Annotated in this window: 11 protein-coding genes; all 11 read right to left on the bottom strand. The window is 71.7% G+C overall.

Annotated features, from left to right (window positions below; all coding sequences use genetic code 11):
- Positions 1 to 23 precede the first annotated feature (23 nt).
- The 11 genes from TBIS_RS04880 to TBIS_RS04825 all read right to left on the bottom strand — a co-directional run bounded on the left by TBIS_RS04880 (position 24) and on the right by TBIS_RS04825 (position 13748).
- Positions 24 to 587: a GTP-binding protein gene (locus TBIS_RS04880; protein WP_083785318.1), complete on the bottom strand. Its 564-nt coding sequence runs from the start codon at positions 585 to 587 to the stop codon at positions 24 to 26.
- A 43-nt stretch (positions 588 to 630) separates the two neighbouring features.
- Complete coding sequence (locus TBIS_RS19715; RefSeq protein ID WP_013131232.1) at positions 631 to 1086, bottom strand: DUF742 domain-containing protein; 456 nt, start codon at positions 1084 to 1086, stop codon at positions 631 to 633.
- Positions 1087 to 1181: 95 nt separating this feature from the next.
- Entirely contained in the window at positions 1182 to 1604 is a 423-nt protein-coding gene (locus TBIS_RS04870) for a roadblock/LC7 domain-containing protein (RefSeq protein WP_013131231.1), read from the bottom strand.
- Entirely contained in the window at positions 1601 to 4453 is a 2853-nt protein-coding gene (locus TBIS_RS04865) for a sensor histidine kinase (RefSeq protein WP_013131230.1), read from the bottom strand. The genes TBIS_RS04870 and TBIS_RS04865 overlap by 4 nt, the downstream gene beginning before the upstream one ends.
- A gap of 491 nt (positions 4454 to 4944) precedes the next feature.
- Complete coding sequence (locus TBIS_RS04860; protein WP_041431966.1) at positions 4945 to 5502, bottom strand: GTP-binding protein; 558 nt, start codon at positions 5500 to 5502, stop codon at positions 4945 to 4947.
- A gap of 7 nt (positions 5503 to 5509) precedes the next feature.
- Positions 5510 to 5866, bottom strand: coding sequence for a DUF742 domain-containing protein (locus TBIS_RS04855; protein WP_013131228.1), 357 nt, complete (start codon positions 5864 to 5866; stop codon positions 5510 to 5512).
- Positions 5867 to 5893: 27 nt separating this feature from the next.
- Positions 5894 to 6313 (bottom strand): roadblock/LC7 domain-containing protein, encoded by a 420-nt coding sequence (locus TBIS_RS04850; protein ID WP_013131227.1) that lies wholly within the window; start codon positions 6311 to 6313, stop codon positions 5894 to 5896.
- A complete protein-coding gene (locus tag TBIS_RS18065) occupies positions 6310 to 9339 on the bottom strand; it encodes a sensor histidine kinase (RefSeq protein ID WP_158306176.1) in 3030 nt (1009 codons plus the stop codon). The genes TBIS_RS04850 and TBIS_RS18065 overlap by 4 nt, the downstream gene beginning before the upstream one ends.
- A gap of 1248 nt (positions 9340 to 10587) precedes the next feature.
- The gene (locus TBIS_RS04835; RefSeq protein ID WP_013131225.1) at positions 10588 to 10926 is read right to left on the bottom strand and encodes a P-II family nitrogen regulator; all 339 of its coding nucleotides are present in this window, start codon (positions 10924 to 10926) and stop codon (positions 10588 to 10590) included.
- On the bottom strand, positions 10923 to 12242 hold the full coding sequence (locus TBIS_RS04830) for an ammonium transporter (RefSeq protein WP_013131224.1): 1320 nt from the start codon (positions 12240 to 12242) through the stop codon (positions 10923 to 10925). Before TBIS_RS04830 ends, TBIS_RS04835 begins: the two co-directional genes overlap by 4 nt.
- Before the next feature lie 570 nt (positions 12243 to 12812).
- A complete protein-coding gene (locus TBIS_RS04825) occupies positions 12813 to 13748 on the bottom strand; it encodes a sigma-70 family RNA polymerase sigma factor (RefSeq protein WP_013131223.1) in 936 nt (311 codons plus the stop codon).
- Between the last annotated feature and the right edge of the window lie 8 nt (positions 13749 to 13756).

Here is a 13756-nt window from a genome sequence, read left to right as displayed (position 1 = left end):
CCCGGGCCCCTGCCCGGAGCCGCTCAGACCCTGCCCCGGTTGGAGGCGGCGATCCGCATGGTGAGCGCGTGCTCGACGAGCGTGATCAGCGTGTTCTTCACCGCCTCCCGGTTCCGCGCGTCGGTGCGGACGATCGGGATGTGCGGCGGGAGGGTGAGCGCCTCGCGGACCTCCTCCTCGCTGTGCGGGAACTGCCCGTCGAAGCCGTTGATCCCGATGATGAACGGGAGCTGGGCCTCCTCGAAGTAGTCCACGGCGGGGAAGCTGTCGGCGAGGCGGCGGGTGTCCACGAGCACCACCGCGCCGATCGCCCCGCGCACCAGGTCGTCCCACATGAACCAGAACCGGTGCTGCCCGGGCGTACCGAATAAGTACAGGATCAGATCACGGTCGAGCGACACCCGGCCGAAGTCCATCGCCACCGTGGTGGTGGTCTTGTTCGGGGTGAGCCGTGTGTCGTCGATGCCCGCGGACGCGTCGGTCATCACCGCCTCGGTCGTCAACGGGACGATCTCCGATACGGCTCCGACGAACGTGGTCTTCCCCACACCGAAGCCACCAGCGACGACAATCTTGGTCGACGTCAGCCCGCGGCTGGGACCTGCGTAGTCCGCCGACGCCAGCCCGCGGCTAGAGCCTGCGAAGTCCACTGAGCACCCTTTCCAGCAAGTTCAGATCCGGCTTGCCCGCATCCAACTGCGGCTGGTGCACATGCACCAAACCCTCCGCCGCCATGTCCGCGATCACTACTCGTACCACGCCCAGCGGGATCCGCAGCAACGCCGAGATCTCCGCCACCGATCGCACCTGACGGCACAACGTGCAGATCGCCTGACGCTCGGGGGTGAGCGTGGAGAGGTCCGTGTGCGTGGAGGTGGCCGATGACACGAGCGCCTCCATCGCGAGCTGGAGCCGCGGGGCGGTGCGCCCGCCCGTCACCGCGTACGGACGCACCAGCGAGGAAGGCTGCTCGGCGGACGGATCGGCCTGCGGCCCCGTGGACGGGCCCGGGTTCGTGCCGCCGTAGTACCGGTGAGCGCCGTCCACCGGCGGATATGGCTCGTTCGTCCATCCACCGCCTGCCACCACGTCCTCCTGACCTGCTCGTGCTCCTCCGGAACCGGCGATCCGCATGCTCCGCCCGCCATCTCGGCATCGGCTCAGCGACTCCGAATCGCCCTCTACCTAGGATGGGACGCCTGGAGCTCGGCCCGCACGGCCGGGGTGAGCACCTGGCCGGCGCGTTCCACCAACAGGGTCATCTGGTACGCCACCAGCCCCAGGTCGGCGTCGGCGGCCGCGAGCACCGCCAGGCAGGAGCCGTCGCTGATCGACATGATCAGCAGCAGCCCGCGCTGCATCTCCACCACGGTCTGCGTCACCGGGCCGCCCTCGAACACCCGGGACGCCCCCTGGGTCAGGCTGATCAGCCCGGCGGCGACCGCCGCGAGCTGATCCGCCCGGTCCTTGGGGAATCCCTCCGAGTACGCGAGCGGGAGGCCGTCGGACGACACCACGACCGCGTGCGCCACGCCCGGAACGTTGTTCACGAAATCGCTGACCAGCCAGTTGACGTCGCGCGCGGCCTGGCTGAGCTCCGTCATGAGTCCTCCTTGTCACCGTCCTGGGCGCGGGTGTCGCCCAGGGCCGCCGTCCAGGCGCTCCCCTGCTCCTCCCCGGAGGCCTCTCCCCGGGCGACCGCGCGTCCCTGCCGGACGCCCTGCTGGAAGCTGGAGAGCCTGCTGCGCACGCGCTCGGGCGAGAGCATGGGCGACGGGGCGGCGGACGCGGCGGGCTCCGCCGGGGTGGAGGTCGCGGCGGACCCCGGCACGAGGTTCGCCTTCGGCACCCGCTTCGGCAGCCCCGCGGCGGTCGTGCCGCCCAGCGTCGGCTCGCTGGCGGCCTTGGCGGCCTCCCAGCCGGCGTCGGCCGGGGAGGACCACCCCTTCGTGTCGCCGGACTCGCCCTCGGAGTCCTTGCCGGCGGACGGGTCGGCCTTCTTGAACCAGTCCGACTCCACCGCCGCGAAGATCGGCAGGTACTCCTCCTCGTCCGCCTCCAGCGGGGAGGTGCGGACCGTGGGCAGCCGCCCGGTGTCGTCCTCGCCGAACGAACCCGCCCGCGGGTCGCCCGGCCACCCGCCGGTCTCCGGCCCGATGGGCTCGGGCCAGGACGTGCTCCCCGGCGGGGGGACATGCCCCGGCCAGGGCGTGTCGATGGGCGGCTCACCGAACTGGCCGCGGGCGAAGGAGGCCGTCTCGAAGGGCCTGGTCTCGGTGTCGAAGGAACGGTCCGATGCGGCCGGCGGAGACCCGAACAGATCGCGGGCGAACGGGTCGGCAGCCACGGCGTCGCTCGGCTGGAAGGGCTCGAACGTGCCGCGCTCGAAGCGGCCGGTGTCCGCGGCCCCGGTCTCCGGGACGGCGGCGCCGAGGACCGGGGTGCGCTGCGGCGGCTCGAAGAGGGACGTGGGACCCGAGCCCGGGGCGTCGGCGCCGACGGGCATCGGCCCGGTGGCGCCGGTCTGCGACAGGCCGGGCAGGTGCGCGAAGGCCGGCTCCGAACGGACCAGCAGGGCCTCCGGGAGGAGCACCATGGCGGTGAGCCCCCCGGAGTCCTGCCGGCGCAGCTGGACCCGGATGCCGTGCCGCAGCGCGAGCCGGCCGACCACGAACAGCCCCATCCGCCGCGAGATGGACACGTCCACGACCGGCGGGTTGGCGAGCCGGTGGTTCGCCTGCTCGATCTCCTCGGGGGTCATGCCGATCCCCGTGTCGGAGACCGAGATGAGCAGGCCGCCGCCGTCGATGCGGCTGCTCGACACGGTGACCTTGGAGTCCCGCGGCGAGAAGGAGAGCGCGTTCTCGATCAGCTCGGCGAGGAGGTGGACGACGTCGTTGACGGCCTGGCCGACGAGGGCGACCCCGGGCTGCACCTTGAAGTCGACCCGCTCGTACCCCTCGACCTCGGAGAGCGAGGCGCGGACCACGTCGACGATCGGCACCGGCCGGCCCCAGCGGCGCGCGGGCTCCTGGCCCGCGAGGACCAGGAGGTTCTCACTGTTGCGCCGCATGCGGGTGGCGAGGTGGTCGAGCTTGAACAGGTCCTTGAGCCGGTCCTCGTCCTGCTCGCCCTGCTCGAGGTTCTCGATCAGGGAGAGCTGCCGCTCCACCAGCGTCTGGGTGCGGCGCGAGAGGTTCACGAACATCGCGTTGACGTTGCTGCGCAGCCGGGCCTCGTCGCCGGCGAGCCGTACGGCCTCGCGGTGGACCTCGTCGAACGCCCGGGCCACCTCGCCGATCTCGTCCCGGGTGCCGATGCCGATCGGCTGGATCTCCGGGATCTCCGCGGCGTCACCGGCCTCCCGGAGCCGCTGGACGGTCTCGGGCAGCCGGTGGCCGGCGATCTCCAGGGCCTCGCTCCGGAGCCGGCGGAGCGGCCGCACCAGCGACTGGATCACCCCGGTGGTGAAGAACAGCACCGCGATCAGCAGGAGGGCGATGGCCGCCGAGGCGATCATCGCGCGCCGCTCCTCGTCGGCCTGGAGCGCCGCGCTGCGGTCCACGATCGACGCGGCGAGCTTGCCCTCCACGGTCCGGATGCTGTTGATCGGCTGCGTCATCGCGTCGAACCACCGGCGCGCGTCGTCCCGGGCCGTGCGGTCGAGCTGGTGGAGGGAGAACCCCGCGGCGACCCGGTCGAGGACGAGCGCGCGGAGGAACGCCGCGTCCTCCACGCCCGCGCCGGAGACCGTGCGGTCGTACTCGGCGCGTTCCTCCCGCGACGCGTGCTTGCGGAAGGTGCTGAGCGCGCGCTCCTCGATGGCGAGGGCGCCGAGGAACTGCCGGTACTGCTCCTGATCGAACCGGCCCGCCGGGAGGACCGTGGTGAGCAGGCCGCGCTGCACGGACATGGCCTCCTTGGCCGTGGCGAGCGCGCCGAGCGAGGTCGACATCGCGGCGAGCCGCTCGTCCCCGGCGATGACCGAGAGCTCGTCGTGGAGCTCGAGCAGCTCGTCGAGGATGAGGGTGTACTGCGTCATGACGGCGCCCGGCAGCAGCGAGCCGCTCACCGCCTGCTTGCGCAACGATTCGAGGGTGTCGAGCCGGCTGATGACGTGGTCGATGCGGTCGGCGGCACGGGGCTCGGCGTCGGCCCGCACGCTCGCGGCGATCTTCCTGACCTCGGCGGCGGCCTTGTTCACGGCGGTGGTCTGGGTCACCACCGCGGCGGTGGCCTTCTCGGGACGGCCGAGGGCGGCGTTCCACGCCGCCCGGTCCCGCTCGGTCTGCAGTTCGTGGGTGAGCACGGCCACGCTCTGCACGAGCCGGGCCAGATCGTTCACCCGCTGGTATTCGGAGGCGGTGGTGAGCGAGGTGAAGACGCGCAGGCCGCCGAGGAGCAGCGCGGCCACGGTGGGGACGAGGATTAACGCCACCAACCGGGTGCGCACGCGCCAGTTCCGCAAAAGGAACCGGTTTCCCCTGTCTGGCTCTTGCGGGGCCGGATCCGGGGTCTTTAGGTCCTCATCCGTCCGGGAGTCTTGGGTACTCACGGGTTTCGCAACCTCTCGCCATCGTCGCGCGCAGGGGAGTACGGCTCGTCACGGGTGTGGCCGTCAGACCGTGGAGACGTCCTGCAGGCGAGGGTAATTGCAGCACACCGACACCAGGGAGGCCAACCGAACACCCGTGTACGGATAACCGCGGAGGGCATGCGGGCAGTATTAATTGTTGATATTTCCGGTCGTCTCGAATACCGGAATATCTCCCGCCGGTCAGGTGGCGGGTTGACGCAAGTATTATGTCCCGCCCTAACGGCACACCGCTCCGCGGCCCGCTCCCCGCGCCGCCGGGGTGGCGCGGTCCCCGGCCCCACGACCCTCCCCGGTCCCCTGCGCGCGCTCGGCCCGGACCCCGCGCGACCGGCCCGGATCCTTCCCCGCTAGTGGGCCCGGCCGTACGCGGTCCGGAGGCTCAGCACGTACTCGACCAGGCTGATCAGCGTGCTCTTGACCGCCTCCCTGGACCGCGCGTCCGTGCGCACGATGGGCACGTGCTCCGGGAGCGCGAGGGCCTCGCGCACCTCCTCCTCGGTGTGGGGGAACCTGCCGTCCCATCCGTTCATCGCCACGATGAACGGCAGCTGCGTCTCCTCGAAGTAGTCGATGGCGGGGAAGCAATCGGCGAGCCGCCGGGTGTCCACCAGCACGACCGCCCCGATCGCGCCGCGGACCAGGTCGTCCCACATGAACCAGAAACGGTGCTGACCGGGGGTGCCGAACAGATAGAGGATCAGGTCGTCGGCGAGGGAGAGCCGCCCGAAGTCCATCGCGACCGTCGTGGTCGTCTTGTTCGGCGTGTGACGAAGATCATCGATGCCGGCGCTGGCATCCGTCATCACGGCCTCGGTCGTCAAGGGGACGATCTCGGAGACGGCCCCGACGAAGGTCGTCTTCCCCACGCCGAACCCACCCGCAACGACGATCTTCGTGGAGGTCAGCCTGCGGCTAGAGCCTGCGTAGTCCACTTAGCACCCTTTCGAGCAGGTTGAGGTCTGGCTGTCCCCGTTCGAGCTGCGGCATGTGCAGGCGGACCAGACCCTCATCGGCCATGTCGGCGATGAGCACGCGGGCTACGCCGAGCGGGACCCGGAGCAGTGCCGAGATCTCCGCGACCGATCGTACGGAACGACACAGCATCATGACCGCCTCCCGCTCGGGGTCGAGCATGGAGGGGTCGTGATGCGAGCCCGCCGACGAGACCAGGGTCTCCATCGGCAGGTGGTAGCGCGGTTCGGTACGCCCACCGGTGACGGTGTAAGGACGGAACAGAGGCTCGTCCTCTGTCCCATCGCTCTCGCGCATGCTCCCCACCCGATCCCGATCAGCCGGCTAGCGCCGGGCCATTTGCAGCTCGGCACGGAGTGCGGGCGTGAGCACCTGGCCCGCCCGCTCGACGAGCAGCGTCATCTGGTACGCCACCAGGCCCAGGTCACAGTCCGGGGCCGCGAGGACGGCGAGACACGAACCATCGCTGATCGCCATGACGAGCAGGAGACCCCGCTGCATCTCGACGATCGTCTGGGTGACCGGGCCGCCCTCGAACACCCGGGAGGCACCCACGGTGAGGCTGAGCAGGCCGGCGGCGACGGCGGCGAGCTGATCGGCACGGTCGGGCGGAAAGCCCTCCGACTGGGCCAGCCGCAGGCCGTCCGACGACACCACGACCGCGTGTGCGACACCCGGGGTGTTGGTGACGAACTCGGTGATCAGCCAGTCGAACCTGCGCGCTTCCGCGCTCAGCTCAGTCACGAACCCTTCTCCTCCTCCTTACCCGACCCTTCGGCAGAGCCCTTGGCCACCTCTGCCCGGCCGCGCCGGATGCCCTGCTGGAAGCTCGAGAGCCGGCTGCGCACGGCCTCCGCGGAGACCGGGGGACGAGGGCTCGCAGGCCCGGTCTCAGCGGCGACCGATCCGGGGACAAGGTTGGCCTTGGGCGTGCGTTTCGGCAACCCGGCGGCCGTGACCCCCCCGAGCCGGGGGTCCACCACGTTCGCGGCCGCGCGGAAGCCGCTGTCCGCGCGGGACCGCCAGATGTCGCGCTCCCCGGTCTCGCCGCCCGCCGAGCCGGGAGCGTCGCCGCTGGCGGTCGCCGCGGCGCCGGACTCGCCCGGCTTCGCCGCGGAGCCGCTTCTCCGCTCGGGGCGCCGGAACCACGCGGACTCCACCTCCGCGTAGATCGACAGGTACTCGTCGCCATGCTGCAGCGTCGGGTCGCTCACCGACGGGAGCGGCCCCGTGCCCGAGGACACCGGCGGCAGCGGGCCCGTACCCGAGGTGGGCGGCGACAGCGGCCCGGTGCCCGACGAGGACGATGACAGCGGCCCCGTGTCGGACGAGAACGACGGCAGCGGCCCGGTGCCCGAGGAAGCCGACGGGAACGGCCCGGTGCCCCCCGGGAAGAGCTCCGAACGGTCGATGGGCCCGGTCGTGGACCGGCCGAGCGGGCCCGACGGCGACGGGTCGAACGCACCGGACCCCGGCCGGCCGAGGGGGCCGGTCGACGACGGGTCGAACGCACCGGTCCCGGACCGGCCGAGAGCGCCCGTCACGGACCGGCCGAACGGGCCCGACGGCGACGGGTCGAAGGAGCCCGCCGCGGACGGATCGAACGGGCCGGTCCCGAACCGGTCGAGGGGACCCGTCGCGAACCGATCGGCGCCGGAGCCCGCCGTCGCCGCCTGCTCCGCGGGCGGCGCCGAGCCGGTGACCGGAGCCGCGAACGGCTGGGTGATGGGCGGGTAGCTCCCCAGGGAGCCTCCGTTCGGCGTGGGCCAGGGCTGGGGCCCCGTGCCCGCGCCCACCAGGCCGTTCGCCTCGTCCCGGCTCCCCGCGCCGGCGGGGTCCGCCCCGAACGGCCCCGGCCTGCTCGGGGACGGGCCGGCGAACGGCTGGCGGATCGGGAGGCCGACGCTCGTCCGCGCCATCGGCTGCCCGGGCTGGCCCGCGGGCTGGTCGGCGTTGTGGACGAGCTCCGGCGGGAAGAGCACCATGGCGACCACGCCGGTGCCGTCGCTGTTGGCGCGGAGCTGGACCCGGATCCCGTGCCGCATCGCGAGCCGCCCGACCACGAACAGGCCCATCCGCTTGGCGACCGAGGCGTCCACGGTCGGCGGGTCGGCGAGCTTGCGGTTGACCTCGGCCAGCTCCTCGTGGGACATGCCGATGCCGGAGTCGCTCACGCCGAGCATGACGGCGCCGCCGTCGACGAAGACGCTCGAGACGATGACCTTGGTGTCGCGCGGCGAGAAGGAGAGCGCGTTCTCGATCAGCTCGGCCACGAGGTGGATCACGTCGTTGACCGCGTGGCCGGAGATCGCGATGCTGCGGTGCACCTTGAGCTCGACGCGCTCGTAGTCCTCGACCTCGGAGAGCGAGGCGCGGATCACGTCGACGAGCCGGGCCGGCTTGGTCCGCTTGCGCGGCGGCTCGTGGCCGGCGAGAACCAGCAGGTTCTCACTGTTGCGCCGCATGCGGGTGGCGAGGTGGTCGAGCTTGAACAGGTCGGCGAGGCGCCGCCCGTCCTCCTCGCCGCGCTCCAGCTTGTCGATCAGCGCGATCTGGCGCTCCACGAGCGTCTGGGTGCGGCGGGACAGGTTGACGAACATCGCGTTGACGTTCGCCCGGAGCCGCGCCTCTTCGGCCGCGAGCCGTACGGCCTGGCGGTGGACCTCGTCGAAGGCCTGGGCGACCTCATCGATCTCGTCGCCGCTGCCCACCGCGATCGGGGTGATCTCCGGTTCGGCCGACACCTGGTCCGACTCCCGGATCCGCTGCACGGCCTCGGGTAGGCGGGTGCCGGCGACGTCGAGCGCCTCGGCCCGCAGCCGGCGCAGCGGGATGACCATCGATCGCGCGATGAGCGCGGTGTGGGCGAGGACCAGCAGGAGGAGCGTGAAGATCAGCCCACCCGCGACCAGCGCGTTGCGCTGCTCGGTCGACTGGAGCTGCCGGGCCCGGTCGAGCACCGCGCCGGCGAGCTCGCGCTGCACGACGTCGATCTGCTGGATCTTCTTGGTGCTGTTCTGGAACCAGCGCAGCGCGGTCTTGTCCCGGGCCTGGTACCGGCTGAGGGAGACGTGCTGCAGGCCGAGGGTGACCGCCCAGGACTTGGTCAGCTCCGTGCTGACGACGTCGTTGTCGTTGAGCAGGGTCACCAGGCGGCCCGCGGTGGGCGTGGGCGCCTCGGCGTAGAAGGTGCTGAGGTAGCCCTGCTCGCGCGACTCGGCGGCGAGGAAGTCCTCCAGCTCGGCGGGGGTGAAGGACTGGTACCGCTCGAGCAGCTCCTTGGTGAGCATCGCGCGCTGCAGCGCCACCTCCTCCTTGACGTGGGCGAGGGCGGCCAGCGCGCGGGACCGGCCGACGATCTGAGCGTCGTCGCTGACCCCGGCGAACTCGTCGTGCAGCCGGAGGATCCTGGCGATCAGCGCGGTGTAGCCGTCGGACGATCCGGCCTTCCGGATGGCGGCGAGGTTCTCGAGCTGGGTGACGACCTGCTGCGCCTGCTGCTCGGTCCGCTCGCCGAAGCCGTCGTCGAGCTCGCGGAGGTTGGCGAGCACCTGGGTGGCGAGCGGGTCGACCACCGCCTGCTGCTGGGCGAGGGTGAGCTCGGTGGCGCCGTCCACGTTGAACTTCCGCCGGGTGCCGCCGCCCCAGACCAGCAGGTCGCGCTCGAGGGCGAGCTGCTCGGCGAGATCCCGGAGGTGGACGGAGTACTCCGCGGCCACGCTCGCCCGCCGGTAGCCGTCGAGGTTGTCGATCGAACCGACGATGCGCATGCCCGCGAGGAGGACGGCAACGAAGGTCGGCGCGATGATCAATGCGGTAAGCCTTGTGGGCACCCGCCAATTCCGCGGGTTCAGCCGCTGCCCTATTCGTTGCCAACCGATAGTCACGCGTTTCATGCTCACCGGCCTCGCATCATCGGCCCGTCATTGCACTCGACCGCCATTGACATACGTCCCTACAAGTAGGGGAATTTGACCACAAGGTCATACGGTGCAGGTGGTGCTATCTCTGCGTCGGCACACAATCGTTACGAAATAGTCAAGTAGTGTCATCTGTTGCAACGGCCCGCACTCACTCCCTTACCACCTGCCACCATCGCCCGCTCCGGCGGGTGTCGCTTTCCGCGGAGGCGCCGCCGGGTACGGCGGAGCCGGCGGCGGCCGCGCGCAGGTGATCCGGGCCCGAGCGGCTCGCTCCGGGCAGGCCCGGCCGTTAGGTGCGACGCCCACGGCGGTGAAAGTTTCATCCCGGCCTTAATCCGAATGACATTCGAGATCACGACCGCCTCCGGGATTCCCGCCGGGCCGCCGGCCGCGGCGGGCCCGCGCCGCTTCGGAAGCCAGGGGCGGCCACCGCACGCCTCAGCAGGCCTGACGCCCACCGCATCCCGCACCACGGGCCCTGGCGGCCGCATTCGCCGCAGCACCCGCCGCAGTCCTCGGGAAGGCCTGACGCCCGCACCGCCGGAATGCCCCGACTGCCGGGGCAGCGCGCCCCGGGTGTACGGCACCGCGGCCCTGCGGGCGCACCGCGGGCGGGCGCTCACCCGCGTCTCAGGTCGCCGCGCGGGCCCGCCGCCGCCCGATCTCCGCGCCGGCCGGGGCGATCATGGTCCGCCGGATCGCCCGGCGACGGCGTGCCGTGGCCGGCGTCTGCGGCCGGCCCGGACCGGCTTCAGGTGGCCGCGCCCCTCGCCACCGCGGCGGCCGTACGGGAGGACGGCGGACGATCCACGCCGGGGCGCCACCCGGGGAACCGCGCAGGCGCGCCCGGGCGCCCGGATCCGGAAAGCGCGGCGCCGCTTCCCACCCGTGCACGCGCTCGTACGGGCGCCCATCCCGCTCCCCGCGCGGGAGAAGGCGCTCGGCTTGGTCCGCTGCTCCGGGAGGACCGCCCATCCCGCCATCCGCACAGCAGAAGGGCGGCGCCGGACCGGCGCCGCCCTCCGGTGACCTCGGGCGATGAAGTGGGTGGGGGTGCGGCCCGAGTGGGCCGCACCCCCACGGGCCGGGTACGGGCTAGAGAGCGTCCACTCCACGCTCACCCGTACGGACGCGGACGACCGTGTCCACCGGGACGGACCACACCTTGCCATCACCGATCTGCCCGGTCTGGGCCGCCTTGGCGATCACCTCGATGACGTCCCCGGCGTCCTCGTCGGCCGTCAGCACCTCCACCCGGACCTTCGGAACGAGGTGCACCGGGTACTCCGCACCGCGGTAGACCTCCGTCTGGCCACGCTGTCTGCCGTACCCCTTCGCCTCGGAGACCGTCAGGCCCTTGACTCCGAACTGCCCTAAGGCGGCCTTCACGTCGTCCAGCTTGCTCGGCTTGATGATCGCGGTGACGAGTTTCATGCGCTGACCCTTTCGGCCGTGGCGGCCGCCCGGCCGTCAGCCGATGCCGCCGGGGTGGTGGAGGAGGTGGGGATGGTCCCCAGGTCGTAACCGGTCTCGGCGTGGGTGGTGACGTCGACGCCGGTGGTCTCGGCCTCGACGGAGACCCGGAAGCCCATCGTCTTGTCGATGATCTTCCCGATCACCCAGGCGAGGACGAAGGAGTAGAGCCCGACCACGACCGGTCCGAGCGCCTGCTTGCCGAGCTGGGCGAACCCGCCGCCGTAGAACAGGCCGGTGCCCTGCGGATCCACGGCCGGGTAGGCGGCGAAGAAGCCGAGCGCCACGGCGCCGATCGCACCGGCCACCAGGTGGACGCCGACGACGTCGAGCGAGTCGTCGTAGCCGAACCGGTACTTGAGCCGGACCGCGTAGGCGCTGGCCGCACCGGCGATGGCGCCGAGCACGAGCGAGGCCCACGGGTCGATGAAACCGCACGCGGGGGTGATGGCGACGAGGCCGGAGACCGCGCCGGAGGCGAGGCCGAGCGTGGTCGAGTGGCCGTCGCGCAGCTTCTCGACGAGGATCCAGGAGCCGGCCGCCGCGGCGGTGGCGACCTGCGTGTTCATGAAGGCCAGCCCGGTGATGCCGTCGACGGCGAGCTCAGAACCCGCGTTGAACCCGAACCAGCCGAACCACAGCAGGGTCGCACCGAGCAGCACGAGGGGGAGGTTGTGCGGGCGCATCGGCTCCCTCGGCCAGCCGGTCCGCTTGCCGAGCACGAGCGCGAGGGCGAGACCGGCCGCACCGGCGTTCACGTGGACCACGGTGCCGCCGGCGAAGTCCTCGATGCCGAGATCGCCGAGCCAGCCGCCGCCCCACACCCAGTGGGCCACCGGGAAGTAGACCAGGGTCGCCCAGGCGATCGTGAAGACCACCCACGCGCCGAACTTGGCCCGGTCGGCGATGGAGCCGCTGATCAGGGCCACCGTGATGATCGCGAAGGTGAGCTGGAACGCCGAGAAGACGAGCGTCGGCATCCCGGTGCCGTCGTCCGCCGTGGCCGTGTCGACGACGCTCTGCAGCCCCAGCGCGCCGAACCCGCCGATGAAGCTGTCGAGGGCTTCGTTGCTGTTGCTGGTGAAGGCGAGGGAGTATCCGTAGAGCATCCAGATGATGCTCACGGTGATGATGCTTACGAACGACATCATCATCATGTTGAGGACGCTCTTCGCCCTCGTCATGCCCCCGTAGAAGAAGGCGAGCCCGGGCGTCATGAGCAGCACGAGTGCCGTCGCTGTGATCATCCAGGCTGTAGTGCCGCTATCGATCTTCATCCGATGCGACCCCTCCTAGGCGATGGCTATGGCCGTTCTCTCCCGCGAGCGGCGTCGCCCCGGAGACAATCGGCCGGCTGGCGCAGTCATTGCGAAAGCTTGATCGCCAGGAGTTTCAGCGCGCGGATCACGGCGTTTCGCACCGGTAAAATCCGCAGGCCGATCTTTTCGGTCGTGTTTCACAGCCTGCACGCCGGAATTCACGGTGATATGGAAACGCGCACGCCCGGGGCCGGGGTGCGCGTAATGGAATGCCCGGTTATCGAAAAATCGGCCGGCCGGCGGTCGGCGAGAAGCCGCCGGACGGCCGGGCGGGGGATGGTCCGGCGCGACAGCGGGGACGGCCCGGCGCGGCGGCGCGAGGTCCGGCTCAGCGGCACGCGGTCCGGCTCAGCGGCACGCGGTCCGGCTCAGCGGCACCGGCCGCGCGGCGACCGGTCCCCGGCGGGCCGCCCGGCGCGGTACGGCTCACGCGGGAGGCCGCCCGGACGCCGGTGCGGGCTCACCCGCGTGGCCGGGCGGGCCCGGCGGCACGGCGCGCACGAGGTCGCGCGCGGGCGGTGGTACGGCTCACGCGGCCGCCGTGGCCATCTTGCGCAGGTGCCGGAGGGCGTCGCGCTCCATCCGCCGGGCCCGGTCCCGGCCGATGCCGTACCGCTCCCCCACCTCGGTGAGGGTGTGCTCCTTGCCGTCGACCAGGCCGTAGCGCCAGCGGAGCATCTCGCTGAGCCGGCCGTCCAGGTCGGTGAGCCACCGTTCCAGCCGCTCCTTGTCCAGCGTGTCGATGGCCTGCTGCTCGGGGTCGGCCCACGCGTCGTCCGCGATCATGTCGCCCAGCTCGGTCTCGTCCTCCTCACCGACGCCGAGCTGGAGGGAGACCGGGTCGGACGCCCAGCGCCGCAGCTCCCGCACCCGTTCGATCGGCATGTCGAGGACGTCGGCGAGCTCCTCGTCGGACGGCTCCATCTCCTGCTCGGCGAGGATGTCCCGGCGGACCCGCATCAGCCTGGTCATCTGCTCACCGGCGTGGGTGGGGAGCCGGACCGGCCGTCCCTGCTCGTGGATCGAGCGCCCCACGGCCTGCCGGATCCACCAGGTCGCGTAGGTGGAGAACTTGTACCCCCGCCGGTAGTCGAACTTCTCCACCGCCCGCACCAGGCCGACGTTGCCCTCTTGGACGAGGTCGATCAGGGGCATGCCCCGGCCCGCGTACTTCCGCGCCACGGCGACCACCAGCCGGAGGTTGGCCTTGATGAACTCGTCCTTGGCCCGCCGCCCTGAGATGGCGATCCGCTCCAGCTCCTCGTCGGTCGCGTCCCCGATCCTCGGCTCGGTCAACGCGCTGTCGAGCAGGTACTCCGCGAAGAGACCGGCCTCGATGCGCTTGGCCAGTTCCACCTCCTCCTCGGCGGTCAGCAAGGGAACCCGCCCGATCTCGGCCAGGTAGGTCCCCAAAAGGTCCCGCTCGGAGGTGGCCTGGTCCTGCGTCAGATTCCCCGTCGCCATTTGGCTCC

The organism is Thermobispora bispora DSM 43833 (assembly GCF_000092645.1).
GTDB lineage: Bacteria > Actinomycetota > Actinomycetes > Streptosporangiales > Streptosporangiaceae > Thermobispora > Thermobispora bispora.
The sequence above is the reverse complement of the archived record's forward strand: the minus strand, read 5'-3'. Positions and strand labels throughout refer to the sequence as shown.

What these genes read in the sequence shown, in the direction of transcription:
- TBIS_RS18065 (WP_158306176.1), bottom strand. Translation starts at nt 9,339, where the DNA reads ATGCGCATCGTCGGTTCGATCGACAACCTCGACGGCTACCGGCGGGCG.
- TBIS_RS04870 (WP_013131231.1), bottom strand. Translation starts at nt 1,604, where the DNA reads ATGACGGAGCTCAGCCAGGCCGCGCGCGACGTCAACTGGCTGGTCAGC.
- TBIS_RS04825 (WP_013131223.1), bottom strand. Translation starts at nt 13,748, where the DNA reads ATGGCGACGGGGAATCTGACGCAGGACCAGGCCACCTCCGAGCGGGAC.
- TBIS_RS04830 (WP_013131224.1), bottom strand. Translation starts at nt 12,242, where the DNA reads ATGAAGATCGATAGCGGCACTACAGCCTGGATGATCACAGCGACGGCA.
- TBIS_RS04855 (WP_013131228.1), bottom strand. Translation starts at nt 5,866, where the DNA reads ATGCGCGAGAGCGATGGGACAGAGGACGAGCCTCTGTTCCGTCCTTAC.
- TBIS_RS04835 (WP_013131225.1), bottom strand. Translation starts at nt 10,926, where the DNA reads ATGAAACTCGTCACCGCGATCATCAAGCCGAGCAAGCTGGACGACGTG.